Annotated in this window: 24 protein-coding genes; 7 read left to right on the top strand and 17 right to left on the bottom strand. The window is 69.8% G+C overall.

The genetic code is table 11. The features are described 5' to 3' along the window. Positions 1-22: 22 nt before the first annotated feature. The gene (locus ACWEMY_RS05240) at positions 23-3,433 is read right to left on the bottom strand and encodes an AfsR/SARP family transcriptional regulator (RefSeq protein WP_452388980.1); all 3,411 of its coding nucleotides are present in this window, start codon (positions 3,431-3,433) and stop codon (positions 23-25) included. Positions 3,434-3,528: 95 nt separating this feature from the next. Here ACWEMY_RS05240 and ACWEMY_RS05235 point away from each other — a divergent pair, with 95 nt between their 5' ends. Both ACWEMY_RS05235 and ACWEMY_RS05230 read left to right on the top strand, forming a co-directional pair. Further along, positions 3,529-3,987, top strand: a complete 459-nt coding sequence (locus ACWEMY_RS05235; protein WP_452388979.1) for an SRPBCC family protein — start codon at positions 3,529-3,531, stop codon at positions 3,985-3,987. 28 nt (positions 3,988-4,015) lie between these two features. Further along, positions 4,016-4,885, top strand: coding sequence for a 1,4-dihydroxy-2-naphthoate polyprenyltransferase (locus ACWEMY_RS05230; protein WP_452388978.1), 870 nt, complete (start codon positions 4,016-4,018; stop codon positions 4,883-4,885). 65 nt (positions 4,886-4,950) lie between these two features. Here ACWEMY_RS05230 and ACWEMY_RS05225 read toward each other — a convergent pair whose 3' ends face one another. Next, positions 4,951-5,559, bottom strand: a complete 609-nt coding sequence (locus ACWEMY_RS05225) for a TetR/AcrR family transcriptional regulator (RefSeq protein ID WP_452388977.1) — start codon at positions 5,557-5,559, stop codon at positions 4,951-4,953. Between the two features lie 97 nt (positions 5,560-5,656). Here ACWEMY_RS05225 and ACWEMY_RS05220 point away from each other — a divergent pair, with 97 nt between their 5' ends. Further along, the gene (locus ACWEMY_RS05220; RefSeq protein ID WP_452388976.1) at positions 5,657-7,342 is read left to right on the top strand and encodes a nitroreductase family deazaflavin-dependent oxidoreductase; all 1,686 of its coding nucleotides are present in this window, start codon (positions 5,657-5,659) and stop codon (positions 7,340-7,342) included. Here the strand turns inward: ACWEMY_RS05220 and ACWEMY_RS05215 are convergent. The 5 genes from ACWEMY_RS05215 to ACWEMY_RS05195 all read right to left on the bottom strand — a co-directional run bounded on the left by ACWEMY_RS05215 (position 7,339) and on the right by ACWEMY_RS05195 (position 10,092). Further along, entirely contained in the window at positions 7,339-7,734 is a 396-nt protein-coding gene (locus ACWEMY_RS05215; protein ID WP_278261520.1) for a phage holin family protein, read from the bottom strand. The two genes, ACWEMY_RS05220 and ACWEMY_RS05215, sit on opposite strands and share 4 nt — an antisense overlap. A gap of 63 nt (positions 7,735-7,797) precedes the next feature. Continuing rightward, positions 7,798-8,382, bottom strand: coding sequence for a Clp protease N-terminal domain-containing protein (locus tag ACWEMY_RS05210; RefSeq protein ID WP_452388975.1), 585 nt, complete (start codon positions 8,380-8,382; stop codon positions 7,798-7,800). After that, positions 8,382-8,603, bottom strand: coding sequence for a helix-turn-helix domain-containing protein (locus tag ACWEMY_RS05205; protein ID WP_375930293.1), 222 nt, complete (start codon positions 8,601-8,603; stop codon positions 8,382-8,384). Before ACWEMY_RS05205 ends, ACWEMY_RS05210 begins: the two co-directional genes overlap by 1 nt. 80 nt (positions 8,604-8,683) lie before the next feature. Next, positions 8,684-9,769 (bottom strand): PLP-dependent cysteine synthase family protein, encoded by a 1,086-nt coding sequence (locus ACWEMY_RS05200; RefSeq protein ID WP_452388974.1) that lies wholly within the window; start codon positions 9,767-9,769, stop codon positions 8,684-8,686. After that, the gene (locus tag ACWEMY_RS05195; protein WP_375930299.1) at positions 9,766-10,092 is read right to left on the bottom strand and encodes a DUF4229 domain-containing protein; all 327 of its coding nucleotides are present in this window, start codon (positions 10,090-10,092) and stop codon (positions 9,766-9,768) included. The genes ACWEMY_RS05200 and ACWEMY_RS05195 overlap by 4 nt, the downstream gene beginning before the upstream one ends. A 164-nt stretch (positions 10,093-10,256) precedes the next feature. Here ACWEMY_RS05195 and ACWEMY_RS05190 point away from each other — a divergent pair, with 164 nt between their 5' ends. The 3 genes from ACWEMY_RS05190 to ACWEMY_RS05180 all read left to right on the top strand — a co-directional run bounded on the left by ACWEMY_RS05190 (position 10,257) and on the right by ACWEMY_RS05180 (position 11,547). Next, positions 10,257-10,466 (top strand): BldC family transcriptional regulator, encoded by a 210-nt coding sequence (locus ACWEMY_RS05190; protein ID WP_278261525.1) that lies wholly within the window; start codon positions 10,257-10,259, stop codon positions 10,464-10,466. A gap of 116 nt (positions 10,467-10,582) precedes the next feature. Then, positions 10,583-10,762, top strand: a complete 180-nt coding sequence (locus ACWEMY_RS05185; RefSeq protein ID WP_375930303.1) for a hypothetical protein — start codon at positions 10,583-10,585, stop codon at positions 10,760-10,762. Positions 10,763-10,896: 134 nt separating this feature from the next. Beyond that, positions 10,897-11,547 (top strand): hypothetical protein, encoded by a 651-nt coding sequence (locus tag ACWEMY_RS05180; RefSeq protein ID WP_452388973.1) that lies wholly within the window; start codon positions 10,897-10,899, stop codon positions 11,545-11,547. Positions 11,548-11,572: 25 nt separating this feature from the next. Here ACWEMY_RS05180 and ACWEMY_RS05175 read toward each other — a convergent pair whose 3' ends face one another. Continuing rightward, complete coding sequence (locus ACWEMY_RS05175) at positions 11,573-11,746, bottom strand: hypothetical protein (RefSeq protein ID WP_452388972.1); 174 nt, start codon at positions 11,744-11,746, stop codon at positions 11,573-11,575. Positions 11,747-11,912: 166 nt separating this feature from the next. Beyond that, positions 11,913-12,362: a hypothetical protein gene (locus ACWEMY_RS05170; protein ID WP_452388971.1), complete on the bottom strand. Its 450-nt coding sequence runs from the start codon at positions 12,360-12,362 to the stop codon at positions 11,913-11,915. A gap of 168 nt (positions 12,363-12,530) precedes the next feature. Between ACWEMY_RS05170 and ACWEMY_RS05165 the strand changes: the two genes are divergently transcribed. Then, positions 12,531-13,430, top strand: a complete 900-nt coding sequence (locus ACWEMY_RS05165) for a DUF7691 family protein (protein ID WP_452388970.1) — start codon at positions 12,531-12,533, stop codon at positions 13,428-13,430. 180 nt (positions 13,431-13,610) lie between these two features. Here the strand turns inward: ACWEMY_RS05165 and ACWEMY_RS05160 are convergent, their stop codons facing one another. The 8 genes from ACWEMY_RS05160 to hemL all read right to left on the bottom strand — a co-directional run bounded on the left by ACWEMY_RS05160 (position 13,611) and on the right by hemL (position 20,381). Further along, on the bottom strand, positions 13,611-13,892 hold the full coding sequence (locus ACWEMY_RS05160) for a hypothetical protein (protein WP_452388969.1): 282 nt from the start codon (positions 13,890-13,892) through the stop codon (positions 13,611-13,613). 144 nt (positions 13,893-14,036) lie between these two features. Continuing rightward, entirely contained in the window at positions 14,037-15,002 is a 966-nt protein-coding gene (gene ccsB / locus ACWEMY_RS05155) for a c-type cytochrome biogenesis protein CcsB (RefSeq protein ID WP_452388968.1), read from the bottom strand. Then, positions 15,002-16,630 (bottom strand): cytochrome c biogenesis protein ResB, encoded by a 1,629-nt coding sequence (resB, locus tag ACWEMY_RS05150; protein WP_452388967.1) that lies wholly within the window; start codon positions 16,628-16,630, stop codon positions 15,002-15,004. Before resB ends, ccsB begins: the two co-directional genes overlap by 1 nt. Continuing rightward, positions 16,630-17,442, bottom strand: a complete 813-nt coding sequence (locus ACWEMY_RS05145; protein ID WP_375930335.1) for a cytochrome c biogenesis CcdA family protein — start codon at positions 17,440-17,442, stop codon at positions 16,630-16,632. Before ACWEMY_RS05145 ends, resB begins: the two co-directional genes overlap by 1 nt. After that, positions 17,442-17,609, bottom strand: coding sequence for a hypothetical protein (locus ACWEMY_RS05140; RefSeq protein WP_375930339.1), 168 nt, complete (start codon positions 17,607-17,609; stop codon positions 17,442-17,444). The genes ACWEMY_RS05145 and ACWEMY_RS05140 overlap by 1 nt, the downstream gene beginning before the upstream one ends. Before the next feature lie 56 nt (positions 17,610-17,665). Then, entirely contained in the window at positions 17,666-18,304 is a 639-nt protein-coding gene (locus tag ACWEMY_RS05135) for a TlpA disulfide reductase family protein (RefSeq protein WP_375930342.1), read from the bottom strand. Then, positions 18,301-18,927 carry a histidine phosphatase family protein gene (locus ACWEMY_RS05130; RefSeq protein WP_278261896.1) on the bottom strand — a complete coding sequence of 209 codons (627 nt, stop codon included), beginning with the start codon at positions 18,925-18,927 and terminating at the stop codon, positions 18,301-18,303. The genes ACWEMY_RS05135 and ACWEMY_RS05130 overlap by 4 nt, the downstream gene beginning before the upstream one ends. A gap of 107 nt (positions 18,928-19,034) precedes the next feature. Continuing rightward, positions 19,035-20,381 (bottom strand): glutamate-1-semialdehyde 2,1-aminomutase, encoded by a 1,347-nt coding sequence (gene hemL / locus ACWEMY_RS05125; protein ID WP_452388966.1) that lies wholly within the window; start codon positions 20,379-20,381, stop codon positions 19,035-19,037. Positions 20,382-20,528 lie beyond the last annotated feature (147 nt).

The raw sequence follows: 20,528 nt of genomic DNA, 5'->3' as shown, positions 1-20,528 counted from the left end.
CTCCGGGTGCCGTCGCCGTGTCTCAGGCCAGGGTGCCCGCGAGCTCGACGATGCGGTGCGCCGACGCCGTCCGGCGCATCCCCGCGGCCCGCTGCAGGGCCAGCTCCAGCGCGTGCGCGCCGACGGCATCGCGGTGCAGGGCGAGGTGGCGGGCCACTTCCATCGACGGATTGTCCTGCCGGGCCACCGAAGTGGCGGCCAGGGCCAGCAGTTCGAGCCCCGCGGCGCGGTCGGTACCGGTGGCCAGCAGATAGGAACCGAGCGCGCAGCCCACCGCGCCGACCTGCGGCAGGTCGAAGTACTTGTTCAGCCGCCACCGGGTCGCGGCGACCACGCTGACGACCATGTCGCCCGCCTGCGCCGCCCGGCCGTGCAGGACATACGCGCTGACCGCGGCTGAGGCCACCATCAGACCGCCGGGGCCGGGCGTGACGTCGAAATCCGGCCAGCCGAGCAGCTCGAGCGCGCGTCGGTAGTGTCCGAGCCCGGCGTCGATGTCGCCGTCGGCCAGTTCGAGTTCGGCGACGGCGGTGGCCACGGTGGCGATGCGGTGGTTGCGGCGGATATGCGGGTCGTCGATCTGACGGATGCCCGAATCGTCGGCCCGCAAGGCGAAGTCGAGTTCGGCGCGCGCCTCGTCACGCCTGCCGTTGCCGATCAGCGCGGCGGCCAGATAGCAGCGGCTCTCCATGATCTCGTCATGGATGCGCAGCCGATCCATCAGCGCCAGCGAGCGGCGGTAGTAGGTCACCGCCTCGGCGTAGCGCGCGGACTGACCGCACAGCTGGGCCAGATGCTGACAGAGATTGGCCGCGCCCCAGACCTCACTGTCGCCCAGTTCGTCGAGCGCGCGCAGGGCGTCGCGGGTCGAACCGCGCATATTGCCCAGGTTCTCCCAGAAGTTGGCGCGGGCGATCAGCGCGGCGACGCGCACGTGCGGATGCGTCGAGCGCACCGAGTCGGCGAACAACCGGCCGATCCGCAGGTCCCCGAGCGGCACGCTGATCAACCGGCCGAGGAAGCCCAGCCCCGGGTCGAGCCCGGGGTGGCCGACCAGCCGGCGGGTGCGCAGCCGGACGATCATGATCGGCCGGGTCTGGCCGCCGTCGAGGAACATCAGGTGCATCAGCGTCAGCACGTGGGTGACCATCTGCAGGTCGGCGGCCTCACCGGTGGCCGGTTCCGGTGGCGCGACCGCGATCACCCGCATCGCCCAGCCGGTGAATTCCAGGTGTGCGCCGCGCATCATCCACAGCGTCGCGACCACCGGGAACACCCCGTACACGGTGGCCGCGTCGGCGCGGTCGGTGGCGGTGCGCAGCACGACGATCAGGTTGTCGAGTTCGGCGCCGACGGTGAGGACCGCCGACACCTGATCGCCGTCGCGGTAGGTGCGGATCGCGGCGGCGGCGAATTCCCGTGCCCAGCGCGCCATCCGGTCGCGGACCAGCGTGGATTCGGCACCGTCGGTGTCCGCGTCGATCGCGGCGAGCTGTTCGGCGCCGAATTCGCGGACGGTCTCGAGCATCCGGTAGCGGATGCCGCCGTTGTCGGGGTCGTCGAGGACGGTGAGCAGCGACTGGCTCACCAGCCCGTCGACCGCCAGCGCCACGTCGAGCACCTCCGCACCGGCCGCGACCACCTCCGCGGCCGACAGGGTGAACCCGGCCGGGAACCGGGACAGCCTGCGCAACACCACCTGCTGATCGGGTTCGAGCAGATTCCAGCTCCACGCGATCACCGCGTGCAGGGTGCGATGCCGGTGCGGCGCGGACCGATCGCCGCTGCGCAGCAGGGCGAAACGGTGTTCGAGCCGGGTCTCGATCTCGGCCACGCTCATGGTGCGCACCCGGGCCGCGGCGAGTTCGATGGCCAGCGGCAGGCCGTCCAGCGTTCGGCACAGGCGCGCCACCGTCTCCGGGTCGAGGCGGACATCGGGGCGCACCGCGCGGGCGCGCGCCGAGAACAGTTCCGTCGCGGGCGAACCGGCCGCGTCGATGGCCAGCGGAGCCAGCGGATAGACGGTCTCGGCGGTGATCTCGAGGGGCGAACGGCTGGTGGTGAGCACGGTGAGCCCCGCGCACGTGCCGACCAGATCGGCGACCAGGTCGGCGGCCGCCTCGATGACGTGCTCGCAGTTGTCCAGGATGAGCAGCGTCGGCCGCGCGTCGAGCGCTTCGCGCAGCCGCCTGCCCGCGTCGACGGTGTGGCCCGTGCGCAACTGCGCCGAATCGCTGAGCTCACCCAGCCCCATGACATAGCCGATCGCGGCCTCGATGTCGGCGCGCGCGTCGGCGCCCGTACTCGATTCGCCCTGCACCGAGGCCAATTCGACCAGCACCACCGGCACGCTGCGGCCCAACCGGGCGCCGACCGCGTTGGCGACCCTGGTCTTCCCGGTCCCGCCCGGCCCGAGGATCGTGGTCACCCGCGAGTGCCCGACCATGGCGGCGATGGCGTCGAGATCGGCGGCGCGGCCGAGCAATTCGTTGGGGGCGGCGCGCAGGCCGAGGGCGGTGGGCAGGGAACCCGATCGGACACCAGCCGCCTGCGCGAGCCCGGCGCCGCCCGGCACGGAGACCCCGCCACTGCCGTCCGCACGGATGGTTTCGTCACTCGTCCCGGCGGAGTCGACGGGGCGAGGCAACGGGATCGGGTCGCCGCGCAGGATCGAGGCGTTGAGGGCGAGCAGGGCCGGGCCGGGGTCGGCGCCGAGTTCTTCGATGAGGCGCAGGCGGTAGGTGGCGAAGACCTCCAACGCGTCGGCGGTGCGGTCCGCGGCGGCGAGCAGGCGGATCAGGGCGGTGTGGGCGGGTTCGTCGAACGGTTGGGCTTCGGCGGCGGTGCGGGCCAGGGCGATGGCGGTGGGGAGGTCGCCCTGGGCGGTGCGGGCGGCGAGTTCGATGCGGTCGAGGTCGCGGCGCAGGTGGTCGGCGGCGGTGCGCAGGTCGTCGGCGGGGGCGGAGTCGGGCAGGTCGGCGCCGGGGTCGCCACGCCACAGGGCGCGGGCCCGGGCGACCGCGGCCAGGCAGTCGGTGAGTTCGCCCGCGGCGAGTCGCTTGTCGGCGCGGCGGGCCAGGGCCTGGGCGGCGGTGAGGTCGACGTCGTCCTCGGGCAGGGTCAGCCGGTACCCGGCGGGCCCGATCTCCAGCGCGCCCTCGGGCAGCAGTGCCCGCAACCGCGAGACCTGGGTGTGCAGGGCGTTCATCGGAGCACGCGGCGGCTGATCGCCCCAGACCTCCTCGACCAGCGCGTGCGCGCTGCGGGCCCGGCCCGGCCGCACCGCGAGCGCGGTGAGCAGCAGGCGGGCGCGGGCGCCGGGAAGCGCGCGCAGCGATCCGTCGCGACCGATCGCGATCACACCGAGCACGCCGACGACGGCGGCATCGGCGGCGGGAAACGGCCCTCCCGGACCGGGGTGCTGTGCAGACATGCCGAAGGTCATCGTAGGCCGCGCACCGGCGCCCCGCCGACCCGCGCGGGCGCGCGCACACGGATTTGTCACCACCCCGGCCTACGCTGACGTCCATGGGCGACTTCGAGGTGATCCGGCGCACCAGCATCGCCGCCGAACCGGCACGTATCCACGGCTACATCGACAACTTCCACCAGTGGCTGCTCTGGTCACCGTGGGAAGACGCCGACCCGCAACTGGCCCGCACCTACACCGGGCCCGAGTCCGGGGTCGGCGCCCGCTACGCCTGGCGCGGCAACCGCAAGGCGGGCGCGGGCACCATGGAGATCAAGGCCGAGGCCGAACGTGAGATCGGCATCGAGCTCACCTTCGAGAAACCGTTCAAGGCCACCAACTTCGTCACCTTCACCCTCGCACCCAGTGGCGCGAACACCGAGGTCACCTGGACGATGACCGGCACCCACTCCGGCCTGATGGGCGTGCTGGGCAAGGTGTTCCCCATCGACAACATGATCGGCAAGGATTTCGACAAGGGCCTGGCCCGGCTCAAGACCCTCGCCGAATCGGCCTAGCTTCCGGCACGCGGCTAGGCTTCGGACCATGGCTACAGCAGCGCAATGGATCGAGGGCGCCCGGCCGCGGACGCTGCCCAACGCGATCGCGCCGGTCCTGGCGGGCACCGGTGCCGCCGCGTCGATCGACGGGGCCGTCTGGTGGAAAGCGATACTGGCCCTGGTCGTTTCGCTGGCCCTGATCGTGGGCGTGAACTACGCCAACGACTACTCCGACGGCATCCGTGGCACCGACGACGTGCGCGTCGGCCCGCTGCGGCTGGTCGGCTCGAAGCTGGCCTCCCCCACCGCCGTCCGCACCGCCGCCGTCCTCAGCCTGGCCCTCGGCGCGGTCGCGGGCCTGGTCCTGGCGGTGACGACGGCATGGTGGCTGGTGCTGATCGGCGCGCTGTGCCTGGCCGGCGCCTGGTTCTACACCGGCGGCAGCAAGCCCTACGGCTACAGCGGTTTCGGCGAGATCGCGGTGTTCGTGTTCTTCGGCCTGATCGCGGTGCTGGGCACCCAGTACGTGCAGGCGCTGCGGGTCGACTGGGTCGGGCTGCTGCTGGCCGTCGGTGTGGGCGCGTTCTCCAGCGCGGTCCTGGTGGCCAACAACCTGCGCGACATTCCCACCGACACCGAATCCGGGAAGGTCACCCTCGCGGTGAAACTCGGTGACTCCCGCACCCGCACGCTGCACCTGATCCTGCTGGCGGTGCCGTTCGTCCTGAGCGTCGTCCTGGTGGCCCGCACCCCGTGGGCCCTGGTCGGCCTGCTGGCCGCCCCGCTGGCCGTGCGCGCCAACGCCCCGGTCCGCACCGGCAAGAACGGCCTCGAACTGATCCCGGCCCTCCGCGATTCGGGGCTCGCGCTGCTGGCCTGGTCGGCACTGAGCGCCCTGGCCGTCGGCCTGGGCTGACATCGCCCCGGACAGGCTCGTGGCCGACGAAGCCATCGGCGGGCCCCCAGCAGCGCCGGAGCCGATCAGGCCGACGTCGACAGCGGCCTGTCGGGCCCGACGACCGGCCGTTGCGAGGGCACATGCGCCCGGATCAGCTCGGCCAGATGACGCCCCGTGCGGTCCAGCGGCTCCGCACTGCGCTGGGCCAGTGACATCACCACCGCACCCTCGATGGCCGCGATCACCGTCGTCGCCAGTGACAGCGCGGTCTCCGGCGCGACCTGTTCGGCCCGCAGCCGGGCGGCCAGCGCCTGCTCCCAGTCGTCGAACGCCGCGCCCGCCGCGTCGGCCGCGTCGGGTGCCTCCGAACGTCCCAGCGCCGCGGCCACGATCGGGCAGCCCGCGAGGAAATCGCTGGATTCCACGACCTTCTTCCACGCCTCGGTGAACGAGGCGATGCTCGCCTCGGGATCGGATCGGCGGCCGAAGGTCTCGATCACCCCGGTCATCGCGCACCCGGCCACCCGGGTAGCCTCGGTGATCAGCTCGGACTTGCCGCCGGGGAAGTTCAGGTAGACCGTCCGGCGGGAGATCCCGCTGTGGTCGAGCAGCCGGGTGACACCGGTCCCGGCCACGCCGTAGCGGCGTACCAGGTCGATCGCACTCTGCACGAGTCCGTCACGCGCTGCCATCGGGCGTCCTTCCGTTCGGTCCATTGAAGTATACCGATCGGTGTACTACCGTCGGCCGAGTACACCGATCGGTGTACTTCGATCGGAGGAGTCGACGATGACAGCCCTGAGCGACCCGCTCGCCCTGCCCTGCGGCCAGGTGCTGCCCAACCGGTTGATGAAGGCCGCGCTCAGCGAGGGCCTCGGCACCGCGGACTTCGGCCCCGACGAGCGCCTCGACCGGCTCTACCGCCGCTGGGGCACGGGCGGCTTCGGCCTGATCGTCACCGGCAATGTGATGGTCGACCGCACCCAGCTGGGCGAACCGGGCAATGTCGTCGTCGAGGACGAGCGCCATCTCGGCGCCCTGCACCGCTGGGCCGAGACCGCCAAGGCGGGCGGCTCCCGGGTCTGGATGCAGATCAATCACCCCGGCCGCCAGGCCAACCCGCTCGCCTCCAAGACCCAGCCGGTCGCGCCGTCGGCCATCGCGCTCGACATCCCCGGCGTCCCCGCGCCCCGTGCGCTCACCGACACCGAGATCACCGACCTCGTGCACCGCTACGCCACCACCGCGCGCGTGGCCGAGGCCGCGGGCTTCGACGGCGTGCAGATCCACGGCGCGCACGGCTATCTCGTCTCCCAGTTCCTCTCGCCGCTGGCCAACCAGCGCACCGACCGCTGGGGTGGTGACGCGCAGCGCCGCGCTCGCTTCGTGCTCGAGGTGGTGCGCGCGATCCGCGCCGAGGTGTCCGATTCCTTCGCGGTGGCGATCAAACTCAACTCCGCGGACTTCCAGCGCGGCGGCTTCACCGAGGACGAGTCCCGCGCGGTGATCAGCCTGCTGGCCGCCGAACGCCTGGACCTGATCGAGATCAGCGGTGGCAGTTACGAATCCCCCGCCATGATGGGCAGGCCGGTCACCCGCTCGGCGAGCACGGCCGCGCGCGAGGCGTATTTCCTCGACTACGCCCGCTCGGTGCGGGCCCTGGCCGGGGCGGTGCCGCTCGCGGTCACCGGCGGATTCCGCACCAGGACGGCGATGGACGCGGCGGTCGACTCGGGCGAATGCGATGTGGTCGGTCTCGGCCGCCCGAGCACCCTCGATCCCGGCGCGGCGGGCGAGCTGCTGGGCGGGCGCACCACCCGGCTGCACTCGCGCCAGATCTCGCTGCGCCTGCCCGCCGCGCTGACGGCCCTGGCCTCGATCAAAGCCCTCGAGGGCGCGCTCGACCTGCAATGGCACACCGACCAGCTGCACCGCCTCGGCGCGGGCGAGGACCCCGATCCCCACCGCACGCCGTGGCTCACCGCGGCGACCATGCTCCAGCGCAACGGCCTGGACGCGTTCCGCAGCAGAAGGAGTTCCACCGTGCGCACGAAGAACCGCAAGTTCCAGATCGAACGCACCGTCGGCCGCTATCTGGGCAATCCGGCGGTGCGCGCGCTGAGCCGCATCGGCGTGCGCACCTCGTTGGCCGCCGAGCTGGAGACCACCGGCCGCAAGTCGGGTCAGCCCAGGGTGGTGCCGGTGTCGGTGTCCTTCGACGACACCGGCGCCTGGGTGATCAGCCAGCACGGCACCCGTTCGGGCTGGGCCGCCAATATCGGCGCCGACCCGAAAGTCCGGGTGCGCCAGGGCGATCGCTGGCGCACCGGGGTGGCCGAGCTGCGCCCCGGCGACGACGTGGCCGCCCGGGCCCGCGGTTTCGCCTCGAATCCGGCCTTCGCCGGCCTGACGGCGGCGACGTTCCGCGCCCTGGCCAGCGATCCGATCTCGGTGCGGATCACCTTCACCGACTAGTCGCCGTCGGGCACCAGGATGCCGAGCACCCAGTTGACCAGCGTGATGATGACACCGCCCCACAGCGCGGCCCAGAAGCCGTCGACACGCAGGCCGTAGTCGGTGATCTCGGTGATCTTGGCGGTGAGCCACAGCATGCCCGCGTTGACCACCAGCAGGAACAGCCCGAGGGTGAGGATCACGAACGGCAGGGACAGGAGTTTCACGATCGGCTTGATCACCGCGTTGACGGCCGTGAACACCAGCGCGACGAGCACGATGACCAGGGCCTTGCCCCAGTTGCCCCACTCCTGGGACCAGTCCGGCGGCACGTAGATATCGATTTTGTCGATCCACGCGGCCGCTGCCCAGATGGCAACGGCGTTGATGACCAACCGTATTGCTAGCTGCATACCCGCCATGCTAGGCCCGGAATCGGACATCGCGGCGGGACTGACACGAACCCGGCGCCGAATTCAGGCCGCGCGGTCGAGCATCGCGCGGATGTCGGCGCGCAGCGCGGTCACCGTCTCGGGACCGCCGAGCAGCGCGGTGGTGGCCGGTTCGCCCGCGCGCAGGATGCCCAGCACCAGGTGGGGCGTGCGGATTTCGCGGTCGCGGTGGTGAATCGCCTCGCGCAGTGACAGTTCCAGCGACTTCTTGGCCTCGGTGGTGAACGGGATGTGCCCCCAGTTGCCGCCCCCGAGCAACCGGCCCAGGACGCCGCGCCGGGGTTCGGGTTCGGCGCGGTCCCAGGCGTCGGGGCCGAAGTTCTCTGCGACGCTGGCCTGCACGGCGTCGAGGTCGATCCCGATCGAGCGCAGCGCCTCGGCGTCGTCGGCGCCCAGCGGCGTCTCGTCCGACCGGGCGGCCAGCGCGGCGCGCACGCCGTCGGCGGTGATGTCGCGGGCGGTGAGGACCGCGGCCAGGTCGGGTTCGGCGTGGGTGAGCACGCCGAGCAGCAGGTGCTCCGGCCTGATCCGGGAGGCCCCGAGTTCCTTCGCGTCCTCCTGGGCCACCACCACGGCCACCCGGGCGTGCTTGCTGAATCTCTCGAACATCAGCGGGTTCCGCCTCTCCGGTTGTGTTTCTGATGCACGGCCTGCTTGCTCACCTCGAGTGCCTCGGCGATGGCCTGCCAGGACCAGCCGTTGGCTCTGGCATTGGCCACCTGGATGGTCTCGAGCCGGTCGGCCAGCCTGCGCAGGGCGAGGACCGCGCGCAGGCCGACCGCGGGATCGGGATTTCCGGCCGCGGCGGCGAGGGTTGTTGCGTCCGTCATGGTGTCAATTTTGATTGACGATACTGGCGATGTCAACGAAAATTGACATCGCCGAGAGCGAACGAGTCGGGCGGGAGAAGTCAGCCGTTCCAGCGGCCGGTGGCGGTGAACTCGTCGAGGATCGCGGTCGGGCCGGCGAGATCCAGCCCCTGACCGGCCACCCAGGCGTCGTCGAAGTAGGTTCCGGCGTAGCGGTCGCCACCGTCGCACAGCAACGTCACCACGCTGCCGCTGCGGCCCTCGGCCAGCAGGTCGGCGATCAGGGCGAAGGCGCCCCACAGATTCGTGCCGGTCGAGCCGCCGACCCGGCGCCCCAACGTGGCGCTGGCGTGGCGCGCGGTGGCGATCGAGGCCGCGTCGGGCACCAGGATCATCCGGTCGACCACCTGGCCGATGAACGACGGTTCCACCCGCGGCCTGCCGATGCCCTCGATCCGAGACGGCATGCCCGTCTCGTACCCGGCGTCACCGGTCTCGTACCCGCCGAAGAAGGCCGAGTGCTCCGGATCGACCACGGCCAGCTTGGTCGCGTGCCTGCGATAGCGCAGGTAGCGCCCGATGGTGGCACTGGTGCCGCCGGTGCCCGCGCCGACCACGATCCACTCCGGCACCGGATGCGTCTCCAGCGCCAGCTGCTCGAAGATGGATTCGGCGATGTTGTTGTTGCCGCGCCAGTCGGTGGCCCGCTCGGCGTGGGTGAACTGGTCCATGAAATGCCCGCCGGACTCCTCGGCCAGCCGCTTGGCCTCGGTGTACATCTCCGGCGGCCGCTGCACGAAATGACAGCGCCCACCCTGGGCCTCGATCAGCGCGATCTTCTGCGGCGAGGTCGACGCGGGCATCACCGCCACGAAGTCCAGCCCGAGCAGCTTGGCGAAATACGCCTCACTGACCGCCGTCGACCCCGACGACGCCTCGACCACCGTGGTCCCCTCGCTCACCCAGCCGTTGCAGATGGCGTAGAGGAACAGCGAGCGCGCCAGCCGGTGCTTGAGGCTGCCGGTGATGTGGGTCGACTCGTCCTTGAGGTAGAGCTGCACCGGCCAGTCGGCGGGCAGCGGGTAGCGCAGCAGATGGGTGTCGGCCGAGCGCTGGGCATCGGCGTCGATCAGCCGGACGGCGTTATCGACCCAGGCCCGCGGGGCGCTGTGGTCGACGACCTTCACGCGGCCGACCCGTCGTCGTCACCCCGCAAGCGGGCCCGCAGTTGCGCCTTGTCCTGCCGACGGCGCTCGTCGACGATCGCGATGTCGGCGTTGACCTTGGTCCGCAGCGACTTGAACAGGGTGAGCGAGAGCGGCATCGCGACCAGCAGCGCGAACAGCGCGGCGACGATGATCGGGATATCGACCCCGATCAGCGCGGCGACGCCGATAATGAGCGCGGCGATCACCACCACCAGGCCGAGGCGGGCCAGCGTGTAGAGGGCCAGATTGCGGAAAAGCCGCTTTCCCGCGCCCGAACCTTGCTGACCGGTTGCTTCACTCACGCCAACAGCCTAACCCCGCGGCCGGACCGCTCGGCGCAGCCCCGTTCGCGGCTTTTGTCTATTACTTCCCCTTTACCAACAGTAGGTGGTTCGACTAGGTGGGGGTCGCAGTGCGACGATGACGCCATCTGATGAGGGAACTGTCGAGAACGGAGAGGTTAGCTATGACTGCGATCACCGTCGGCGGCCAGGACACTCTGCTGACACCAGGCCAAGTGGCCGCCATGTTCCACGTAGACCCGAAGACCGTCACACGGTGGGCTCATGCGGGCAGGCTCGGTTCGCTGCGCACGCCGGGCGGACATCGCCGCTTCCGCGAGTCCGAAGTGTTGCAGTTGCTCAGGTCGCTCACCACCGAGGCAGCCCCGCGCTGACCCCACACCGGCGGCGCGAGCCTGTCCCGGGCTCGCGTTTGCCGGATATTTCCCTTCCGTTGCGGATGTGCACACGGCGCGGACACGGCTACCCTCGATAGCAGGAGGTGAGCGACGTGACGTACCTGTTGGCACTCATCGCGATCGTGGCCGTGGCGGTGCTGTGCTGGAAGGCGTTCGGCCCCGAGAAGCCCCATCCCGGCTCCACCCGCCGCCAGGTGCTCGGCCCCGATGACGACCCGGAGTTCCTCTGGCGCCTCGGCAAGCAGCACCGCGACGATTCCGGCGATCTCTGACACCGGCGTGCTCCGGCCCACACGGTGATCCGGCTCGGCATCATACCGGCCAGTCGGGATGAAACATGCCATCGTGAGCTGGCACACATACCCCCGATTGCAGCGCGAAAAACCCGGGTAGATAACGTATTCCGGTGATCGATGTGCAGCAGGGTTCCATTCCGACCACTTGGCGCGCGGCTGACGGCAGCGCCGTGACGTTCACCGAGGCACGGTCGGCATGGACGCGCGCGGCACACGAGGTGCTCGCCGCGACCGCGACCCGCTTCAACAACTTCATCGTCAACACCGAGCTCGCGGAACTGGTCCAGGAAGAGTCCGGGATCCGCACCCAGGTGAAGTGGCAGCACTGGCTGCCCGTCGTGCTCGACCGCGTCGCCGAGCACTGTCACAAGAACAACGAACCGCCGCTGAGCGCCCTGTGCGTGCGCCGCAACCAGACCGTCGGCACCGGCTACCGCTACATCCTCGAACTCGCGGGCCTGCCCATCCCCGACGACCTCGAGATGCACGCCGCCGCCGCCCGCTGGCAGTGCTACCAGCACTACGCCACCGACCTCCCCGCCGACGGCGGCCTGCCCACCCTCCCCCCGAAGGTCGCCGCCGTCCGACAGCGCACCTCCCAGGACCTGGCCGCCACCGAAGCCGCCGAGGCCGCCGAAGCCAAGCGCACCGCCACCTCCCGCCGCAGCGTCACCATCCCCAAACCCGAACCCGTCCGCAAGCCGGTCTGCCTGACCTGCCACGTGGAACTCCCCGCCAACAAGATCTGCTACTACTGCTGATCCCCGACGGTTGTCGCGCGCTGGCTCATCCCGCCTCCGCGCGAGCGCGAGCCTCGGCCTCCATCGCGGCGATGAATTCGGTGACATCCGAGCCGTAGATACCCCAGCTGTTCACGCCGCCGAGCTCGACGAGGCGTAGCGTGCCGTCCGGGCCGACGCCGACGTCCACGGTGAGCATGGTCATGCCCTGCGCGAGCATCCGCCCCGCCGACGACCACCTCCCCCTCCGCGACCACCGGCCACCGCCCCACCATGGCGTCATACGCACCCACGATCAGCGCATCCCCCACAGCCTCCGCGACAACAGCGGCCCCGGGAAACTCCTCATGAAGATCAACGATCCACCGCACCCGCACCACCCGATGCTACGTCCACGGCCCCAACACCATTCGACCTCGACCCGCCGACCGGATATCCACAGTCATCCCCACCGCCCGCAACGAAGCCGCCAACACCTCCACCTCGACCCGAGTCCCCTCGACGCCTTCACCGCACAGTTCCTCAGCCATCACACGGGCCTCCACCAGCGACAACACCCTGCTCTTCCGAAGCGCCCCCATCACCACAGACATGGCGCCGCCCCCGACAACCCGAAGAGTCGACGTACCGTTCGCAGCGATGATCGCCGCCCGCATGCCATCCAACGGTGCCGGATAACCACATTCACTCCACCGACACCCACACCCCGAACAGTCACCCTCGACATCCCACTGGTGCCTCCCAGCCGAAAACACCTCGGCGACCGTGACTTCGACCTGCTCGCCACACCCGGCGCACTCGGTGAGATACGGCGCTGACTCGAGCACGGTGTTCATCCACCGAATCGTAGAGCCGCCGAAAATTCCGTGGTGCGTGGTCGCCGCTCGACCTATGCTGCGCGGGTGGGATGCAGCGCTGGGGTGCGCGGTGCAGACGAGTACGTCGAGAGACTGCAGGCCGAGCGACGCCGTTTCGTGTGGGCGCTGCAAAGGTATGGCGCCACGATGACTGTCAGTCATGACGAGGCCCGTGAGATCGTTCGAGCGAGGTTCGAACCGAACCGGCCGGATGATTTCGGCACATTCTGTATCGACGACCGGGAGATCACCGAGAACGACGAGCTGTACGTCTTCCGGATCGGGGCATGGGAATTCCTGATCGAGGACGATATCTCGTATGCGATCATCCCCGGCGCTGTTCCGGCCGTCTACAAACGCGGCGGGCGAGTGATCAGCCTGCCGCACATTCCCTGGGACCAACCTGTCACCGTTTCCCGACCGAACCCGTCCCCGGCACTGTTCGATGCGCACCGTAGAGCACTGGCACGAGCGTCGTTTCCCGCAAATAGGATTCGCGGCTCAGCACGGACTCTGCACGTCTATCTCGTCGACCTGGCCGAGGTCAGAGCCGTCATCGGATCCCACGACGAGCAGCGGCTGAGTCGTGTTCTGGCAGCCGCACCAGCCGCGTCCCTCGGGAACGACGACCGCCGAGCCGCGCGCAGCGAACAGGCACTCAGGGCGATCTTCGCGGGGGGACCTTTCACGGCCGACTTCGCCGAGTACTACATCGATGCACTGGAATCGATCTGCGACGAACTGTCCGAAGACGGTGGTGAGGTGGAGTTCCGGCTCACCGACCCGCACCTGCCCTTCGCCATCGAATGCTTGGCGACGAACTTGACGAACCTGGACCCCTTTCCGGATATCCCCGGCTTGGCATCGAGCTTCAACCGCGCCCGATGGAACGGGTGGGGACACCTGAGCAATCAGGAGTGCGCCAGCGAGCTCGAGCAGTGGGCGAACTACATTCCCGGCGATGACGACCTCGGCGACCACTTGGTCGAGTGGCTACGCATGTCGAAAGCAGCCGACAAGGACCTCATCGGCTTCTGGAGCGGATAGGGGCACTGCTGGACCTCACAAGGCAGACTCTCCCATGGTCCGATGTGCTCACTCTCGATGGTTGGTGGGTCGAGGAGCACGGTGTGTTCGCGCACAGCACCGACGGTGACCACACATCCCCCGAAGAGGTTCCCGACTGCCCGATTCTCCCCGGCGGCAGTTCCTCGCCCCGCAGCTTTGTCACGTCTGGACCATCGTCGGCCCACCCTCGATCCGATAGTCGACCTGCGTGCCACGCTGCTTCGGAGTCCAGCCCCGGTTGAGTGCTCTGTGTACGACCCTCGCGACCAGACGTGGAGTAATGATCGTGCCGTGATCGACCCAGGTGACCATTCGCTGGCCGTGCCCCTCGGCTATCTCCACGACGATCGCCAAGCCCGGTTCGTCATCCGGCGCCACCACCCACCTGTAGCGTTCGCCGTTGAGGTTCAAAATCCGGGTTCCCTGGCGTGCGATTCCCATGCGCTGACTGAACATGCTTTTACCCACGTTCTCAACGGATTTTTGGAGCTCGGCAGGCCGGTCTCACCAAAGGTCATCGGATGGAACTTGCGGGCGGCCAAGGCGAAGGTTCCCGGACTGCCGGAGGACCCTGGTAGAGGACTTTCAGTTCAACCCGGCGTAGCTGTGCAGGCCCGAGATCACCATGTTGATGATGAACAGGTTGAACAGCATCGCGACGAAGCCGGCGATGTTGATCCAGGCGGCCTTGGTGTCTCGCCAGCCGGAGGTGGCTCGGGCGTGGAGGTAGGCGGCGTAGAGGACCCAGGCGATGAAGGAGCAGGTTTCTTTGGGGTCCCAGCCCCAGAAGCGGCCCCAGGCGGCTTCGGCCCAGATGGCGCCGAGGATTACGCCCGCGCCGAAGAGGGGGAAGCCGATGATGGTGGTTTTGTAGGCGAGCTGGTCGAGGGTGCGGGCGTCGGGGAGGCGGCGGGCGATGGTGCCGAGGATGTTGTTCGACTCCTCGCCCGCGGGCTGGCGCATGCGGTACAGGTACAGCAGGCTGGCTACGCCGGAGACCAGGAAGACGCCGCTGCCGATGCTGACGATGGTGACGTGGATGGGCAGCCAGAACGAGCGCAGCGCGGGGACCACGGGGGCGGCGTCGGCGTAGAGGACGGTGCCCGCCAGGAACATCAGGATCAGCACGGGGACCAGCAGGAACGCCCACATGGCCCGGTAGCGGTGGTCGCGCAGGAAGTACAGGCCGATCACCACGGCGGCCGCGGTGGCCATGGTGGTGAACTCGTACATGTTGCCCAGCGGGAAGCGGTGGGTGGCGAATCCGCGCAGCACGATCGAGCCCACGTGCAGCGCGGCGCCGACGATCAGCACGGCGAAGGCCATGTTGCCGAGGCGTTCGCTGAGCGGCTTGACCGGAGGCGCCTCGATCCGGCCGGGCAGGGCGGGGTCGGCGGGGGCGCCGACGGTGACCAGTTCGCGGGCGGCGACCTGCTTGGCGCGCGCCGAGGCGTACTGCACGATCAGCAGAACGGTGGCCAGGGCGTAGATCGCCATGGCCGACATGAAGGCGAAATCGCTGTACCGTGCCAGCGTCTCGTCGATCCGCATCAGTTCTCCGCTCCCAGCAGCCGTGCCCGCAGTCGATCGAATTCGCCGCCCCAGCCCGCTTGATCGCTTCTGGCCAGGCCGCCCATCTCTACTACGGTGCGTCGTTGGTCCACGGTACCCGTACCGCTCTCGGCGGGGTAGGCCCGGACCCAGATCCGGCGCCGCTTCACCAGCAGCGATACCAGCAGTCCGGCCATCATGGTCAGCGCGCTGATCAGCACCCACTGCTGGGCGGGATCGTGCGAGACCTGCAGGTTGACGAACTCCTCGGCCCCGTCGAAGCTCACCTTGGTGCCGTTGGGCAGGGTGGTCGACTCCCCCGGACGCAGGTTGACCCTGGCCTCCTTGGTGAGCCTGCCCTGCTTGATCATCTCCGGGTCCAGCGCGAACAGCGACTGCGAGCGGCCGGTGTCCAGGCCGGTGTTGCCGCGGTAGATGTCGACGGCGACGGCCGGATCGTCCATCCGCGGGAACGACGAGGTGAGCAGGCTGCCGTGGAAGAACGCCGTGGGCGCGAACAGGCCCTCGATGGCGATCTGGTTCTGGCGGCGTTCTTCGTCGGTGGCGTACATGCCGCCGGGCGGGTCGATGCGCAGCGCGCCGCTGGACAGGAAGGTCTGGGCGTCGTCGGGGCGCCACTGGATGGTCTCGGTGCGGGTCTGCCCGTCCGGGAAGGTGACGGTGAACGTCGGCGCGAAACCGTGGCCCTGCAGGTAGACGCGGTCACCGGCCACGCGCAACGGGTGGTTGACGGCGAGTTCGGTGCTGCGCCAGGTATCGGTGCTCAGGTCGGCGCCGGACTGGTATTCGATGTTCGAGGTGAACATCTCGGCCTGGCCGGTGGGCAGGTAGTCGGCTTTGAAGTCCTTGACGCGCACGCACAGCGGGGTCATCCCGGTGCCGTCGTTGACATTGCCCGCGCGGAAGGAGTCGAACACCGCGGGCGAGGTGGTGCAGAAACCGGGGCCGTTGTCGGCGATCACGATGACATTGCCCTCGTAGCCGAACAGCTTGCCCAGCGCGATCGCGACCAGCAGCCCCACCAGCGACAGGTGGAACACCAGGTTGCCGAACTCGCGCAGGTACCCCTTCTCCGCCGACAGCGTCACCTCGCCGTCGCGCTGACCGGGCCGCACCTCGGTGCGCCAGCCGCGCAGCTGCTCGCGCGCCTGCTCGACGAACGCGGCGGCGTCTTCGTCGACGGTGTCGCTGCCGTGGTGCGGCAGGCGGCCCAGGTTGCGCGGCGCGGCCACCGGCGGGGTGCGCAGGGCCCGGAAGTGGTCCCAGCAGCGCGGCAGGATGCAGCCGACCAGCGAGATGAACAGCAGCACGTAGATGGCGGTGAACCAGAAGCTGCCGAACACGTCGAACAGCTCGAAGCGGTCCATCCACGGACCCAGCGTCGGGCGGTCGGCGATGTACTGGTCGACCTTCTGCGCGTTGAGGCTGCGCTGGGGCAGCAGCGCGCCGGGGATGGCGGCCAGGGCCAGCAGGAACAGCAGCACCAGCGCGGTGCGCATGCTGGTCAGGCCGCGCCAGGAGTTGCGGATCAGGGCCCAGGCACGGCCCGGCAGCGACTGCCTGCGGGGCGGGGAGGGGGCGGTGGGAGGAGTCAGTGTGTCAGTCATCAGATCGGGAGAGTCACCTCGGAGACGAAACCGTCGCGCACCCAGCCGACGAACTGGTCCCATGCCCCCGTGACCAGTGCGACGCCGACGGCGACGAGCAGAACACCCCCGATTACCTGGATGGTGCGCGAATTGCGCCGCAGCCAGCCCACACCACGCAGCGCGCCCGCCGAGCCGAAGGCCAGCACCACGAAGGGCAGGCCGAGCCCGAGGCAGTACGCCACGATCAGCACCACACCGCGCACCGCGGTGGTGCCCTCGGTGCCCGCCGACACCGCCATCACACCCGAGAGCGTCGGGCCCAGACACGGCGTCCAGCCCAGCGCGAACACCCCGCCCAGCAGGGGCGCGCCGACGATGCTGGTGAACCGGCGCGGTTCCATCCTGGTGTCGCGCTGCAGCGCGGGCACCAGGCCGATGAACACCAGACCCATCAGGATCGTCACCACACCGCCGATGCGCTGCAGCAGCTCCCGGTTGACATTGAGGGTCTGGATCACGCCGAACACGGTGGCCGTGGCCAGCACGAACACCACCGTGAACCCGGCGACGAACAGTCCCGCGGCACCGGCGACCCTCAGCTTGGCGCTACGACGGGTCGCGGTGAGCGTGCCCGCCTGCGCGGCCGTGGCAGGCGGCGCCTCGGCACCGACCAGCCCGGCCAGATACGACAGGTAGCCCGGCACCAGCGGCACGACACACGGTGAAGCGAACGACACCAGGCCCGCGAGCAGGCAGGCTCCCAGCGCCAGCAGCAACGGACCCGATGCCGCGGTCTGCTGGAAGGAATCCCCGACTGCGGCGAGCACCATCACTCTGAGGTGTCTTCGTCACGCTGTTCGTCGCGCGGCAACGACAGTGTGCGCTCGGTCTCGGCCGGTTCCGACGGGCCGAAATCGAACAGGCCGGCACCGGCGACGCTGCGCGGCACGGTCGCGATGCCCGCCCAACGATCGTCAACGGTCCAGCCCGCACCCATCCTGCGGGCGCCCTGGCGGGGACGACACGCGGTCAGATTTCCGGGACGACGACGGCTCACTGCTTCTCCTCGGCGATGGTCTCGACCACGGGCTGCAGGTCTTCGGCCAAGAGCGAGCGAAGGAAGACCGCGGCGACCCGGTGCTGACGATCGAGAATCAGCGTGGTCGGAATGACACTGGTGGGAAAGTTTCCGCCGAGAGCGAGCAAGGTTCGCATCGACGGGTCGTAGATGGACGGGTATTCGATCTTGTTGTCCACCACGAAGTCCTGGGCCTTGTCGCGCTGGTGATCGCGGACGTTGATGCCCAGGAACGCGACGCCCTTGTCCTTGGTCGCCGCGTAGACCTTTTCGAGTGCGGGCGATTCGGCGCGGCACGGGCCACACCACTGCCCCCACAGATTCACGACCACGACCTGGTTCGGGAAATCGTCGACCGAGACGGTCTTCCCCTCGTTCATCAGGTCGGGCCCCGAGAGCGTGCCGATCGTCCCGCGACTGGCGGGCGGGTCGTATCTGATATCGGTTCTACCACCCGGCGACACGAATTCGAAGGTGCCGCCACCGGTTGCCACCGCATCGGTACCGGTCGAGCAGCCCGCTGCCGCGACGATCACCAGCAGCGCGGACAGCGCGACGGTCAGCACCCGCGGCCGACGGCCACGGGCGGGTCCCGATGCGGTGGTGCCGCTCATGCGCCGTGAACCGCCGGATCCGAGGCCCCGGCGGGCTCGGAGTAGACGATGTCGACGAGGGTGTCGCCGTGATAGACCAGCGAGGTGAGCGAGGCCAGCGAGCACTGCCGGTTGCGCGGGTCGTGCCAGAGGCGCTGACCCTGCAGGAACCGGCGCAGCGTCCACACAGGGAGCTGATGCGAGACCAACACGACCTCGTGCCCGGCGCCCTCGACGCGCGCCTTGTTGACCGCGGCCAGCATGCGATGGGCGATCTGCAGGTACGGCTCGCCCCAGGACGGGGTGAACGGGTCGCGCAGCTTCCACCAGTGCCGCGGCTTGCGCAGCGCGCCGTCACCGACCGACACGCGCAGGCCCTCGAAGGTGTTGCCCGCCTCGATCAGGTTCTCGTCGGTGCGCACGACCACGTCGTGGGCGGCGGCGATGGGGGCGGCGGTCTCCTGGGCGCGCTGCAACGGGGAGGCGATCACCAGGGAGATGTCGTGGTCGGCCAGCGAGCGGGCGACGGCGGCGGCCTGCGAGCGACCGGTCACCGACAGGCTGAAACCGGGCAGGCGGCCGTAGAGGATGCCGTTGGGATTGTGCACCTCGCCGTGGCGCAGCACGTGGACGATGGTCTCCACGGTCGACGGGTCGTCGTCGAGGCCGGGCGGCGCCGCGGCGGGAGCCGGATGCGGCGCCTGCGCCGCGTCGTCGGGGGTGGCGAATTCTGCGTCGGGCTGGTCGGAGCTCACGCTGTGGATCCTTCGGGGGTTGCGGCCGCGGCCGCGAGGGCGGCGGCGGGCAGAGCGGCGGCGATACGGTCGAACGCGTCCTCGTCGAGTGCCGCGGAGACGAACCACGCTTCGAACGCGCTCGGCGGCGCGTACACGCCCGCGTCGAGCAGGGCGTGGAAGAAAGCGGGGTAACGCCAGGTCTGGCTCGCCTTGGCGGCGGCGTAGTCGGTGACCGGGCGCTCGGCGAAGAACACGCTCACCATATTGCCTGCGAACTGGACCTGATGCTCGACCCCGGCCTCGGTGAGCGCTTTCGCGAACAGCGAGCCGAGCCGGTCGGCGTTGCGATCCAGTGCCGCGTACACCGTGTCGTCGGCGGCGCGCAGGGTCGCCAGACCGGCCGCGACGGCGACGGGATTCCCCGACAGCGTGCCCGCCTGGTAGACCGGGCCGAGCGGGGCGAGGTTGTTCATGATCTCGGCGCGTCCACCGAACGCGGCGGCGGGCAGGCCACCGCTCATCACCTTGCCGAAGGTGTAGAGGTCACCGGCGACGCCCTCGCGGCCGTACCAGCCCGCGGCGCTCACCCGGAAACCGGTCATGACCTCGTCCATGATGAGCAGCGCGCCGTTGTCGTGAGCCAGCGTGCGCAGGCCCTCGTTGAAGCCGGGCAGCGGCGCGACCGCGCCCATGTTGCCCGCGGCGGCCTCGGTGATCACGCACGCGATCTGCCCCGGATGCGCCTCGAAGGCGGCGGCCACGGCGGCGAGATCGTTGTAGGGCAGGACCAGGGTGTCGGCGGCCTGGGCGCCGGTCACGCCCGGCGAGGTGGGCAGGCCGAGGGTGGCCACGCCCGACCCGGCGTCGGCCAGCAGCGCGTCGACGTGGCCGTGGTAGCAGCCGGAGAACTTGATGATCTTGGTGCGGCCGGTGAAGCCGCGGGCCAGGCGCACCGCGCTCATGGTGGCCTCGGTGCCCGAGTTCACCAGGCGCACCCGCTCGACCGGTTCCACCCGGGCGGCGATGGCCTCGGCGAGCTCGATCTCGGCCTCGGTCGGCGCGCCGAAGGACAGGCCACCGGTGGCGGCCCGCTGCACCGCCTCGACGACGGCCGGGTGCGCGTGCCCGAGGATCATCGGACCCCACGAGCACACCAGATCGACGTACTCGTTGCCGTCCGCGTCACGCAGGGTGTAGCCGTCGGCGGAGGCGATGAAGCGCGGCGTGCCGCCGACCGAATTGAACGCGCGGACCGGCGAATTCACGCCACCCGGGATCACCGAAGCAGCCCGCTCGAAGAGCTGGGCGGACACCGGCACCTGCGAGGGGCTGGTCCTGGTCGCGCGCGGAGAAGAACTCACGGATTCCAGTGTCTCAGCTTGCCTCGGCGCGCCGGACGACAGGGTGGAGCACAGTGACCCAGACCGCAGCGACCCACCGGCGACACGCCCGACACACCGCCGTGATCCGCGCGGGAATTCGATCCGGCCGCACCGGCACGGGGCTAC

The sequence above is a fragment of the Nocardia sp. NPDC004415 genome, from assembly GCF_053602435.1.
The sequence above is the reverse complement of the archived record's forward strand: the minus strand, read 5'-3'. Positions and strand labels throughout refer to the sequence as shown.

Excerpts from the sequence above, each read along its gene's own strand:
- ACWEMY_RS05215 (WP_278261520.1), bottom strand. The coding sequence starts at position 7,734 with ATGCAGCTAGCAATACGGTTGGTCATCAACGCCGTTGCCATCTGGGCA.
- ACWEMY_RS05210 (WP_452388975.1), bottom strand. The coding sequence starts at position 8,382 with ATGTTCGAGAGATTCAGCAAGCACGCCCGGGTGGCCGTGGTGGTGGCC.
- resB (WP_452388967.1), bottom strand. The coding sequence starts at position 16,630 with ATGACTGACACACTGACTCCTCCCACCGCCCCCTCCCCGCCCCGCAGG.
- ACWEMY_RS05170 (WP_452388971.1), bottom strand. The coding sequence starts at position 12,362 with ATGAACACCGTGCTCGAGTCAGCGCCGTATCTCACCGAGTGCGCCGGG.
- ACWEMY_RS05160 (WP_452388969.1), bottom strand. The coding sequence starts at position 13,892 with ATGGGAATCGCACGCCAGGGAACCCGGATTTTGAACCTCAACGGCGAA.
- ACWEMY_RS05135 (WP_375930342.1), bottom strand. The coding sequence starts at position 18,304 with ATGAGCGGCACCACCGCATCGGGACCCGCCCGTGGCCGTCGGCCGCGG.
- ACWEMY_RS05220 (WP_452388976.1), top strand. The coding sequence starts at position 5,657 with ATGACAGCCCTGAGCGACCCGCTCGCCCTGCCCTGCGGCCAGGTGCTG.
- ACWEMY_RS05225 (WP_452388977.1), bottom strand. The coding sequence starts at position 5,559 with ATGGCAGCGCGTGACGGACTCGTGCAGAGTGCGATCGACCTGGTACGC.
- ACWEMY_RS05230 (WP_452388978.1), top strand. The coding sequence starts at position 4,016 with ATGGCTACAGCAGCGCAATGGATCGAGGGCGCCCGGCCGCGGACGCTG.
- ACWEMY_RS05240 (WP_452388980.1), bottom strand. The coding sequence starts at position 3,433 with ATGTCTGCACAGCACCCCGGTCCGGGAGGGCCGTTTCCCGCCGCCGAT.
- ccsB (WP_452388968.1), bottom strand. The coding sequence starts at position 15,002 with ATGCGGATCGACGAGACGCTGGCACGGTACAGCGATTTCGCCTTCATG.
- ACWEMY_RS05145 (WP_375930335.1), bottom strand. The coding sequence starts at position 17,442 with ATGGTGCTCGCCGCAGTCGGGGATTCCTTCCAGCAGACCGCGGCATCG.
- ACWEMY_RS05140 (WP_375930339.1), bottom strand. The coding sequence starts at position 17,609 with ATGGGTGCGGGCTGGACCGTTGACGATCGTTGGGCGGGCATCGCGACC.
- ACWEMY_RS05205 (WP_375930293.1), bottom strand. The coding sequence starts at position 8,603 with ATGACGGACGCAACAACCCTCGCCGCCGCGGCCGGAAATCCCGATCCC.
- ACWEMY_RS05165 (WP_452388970.1), top strand. The coding sequence starts at position 12,531 with ATGACTGTCAGTCATGACGAGGCCCGTGAGATCGTTCGAGCGAGGTTC.
- ACWEMY_RS05190 (WP_278261525.1), top strand. The coding sequence starts at position 10,257 with ATGACTGCGATCACCGTCGGCGGCCAGGACACTCTGCTGACACCAGGC.
- ACWEMY_RS05175 (WP_452388972.1), bottom strand. The coding sequence starts at position 11,746 with ATGCTCGCGCAGGGCATGACCATGCTCACCGTGGACGTCGGCGTCGGC.
- ACWEMY_RS05235 (WP_452388979.1), top strand. The coding sequence starts at position 3,529 with ATGGGCGACTTCGAGGTGATCCGGCGCACCAGCATCGCCGCCGAACCG.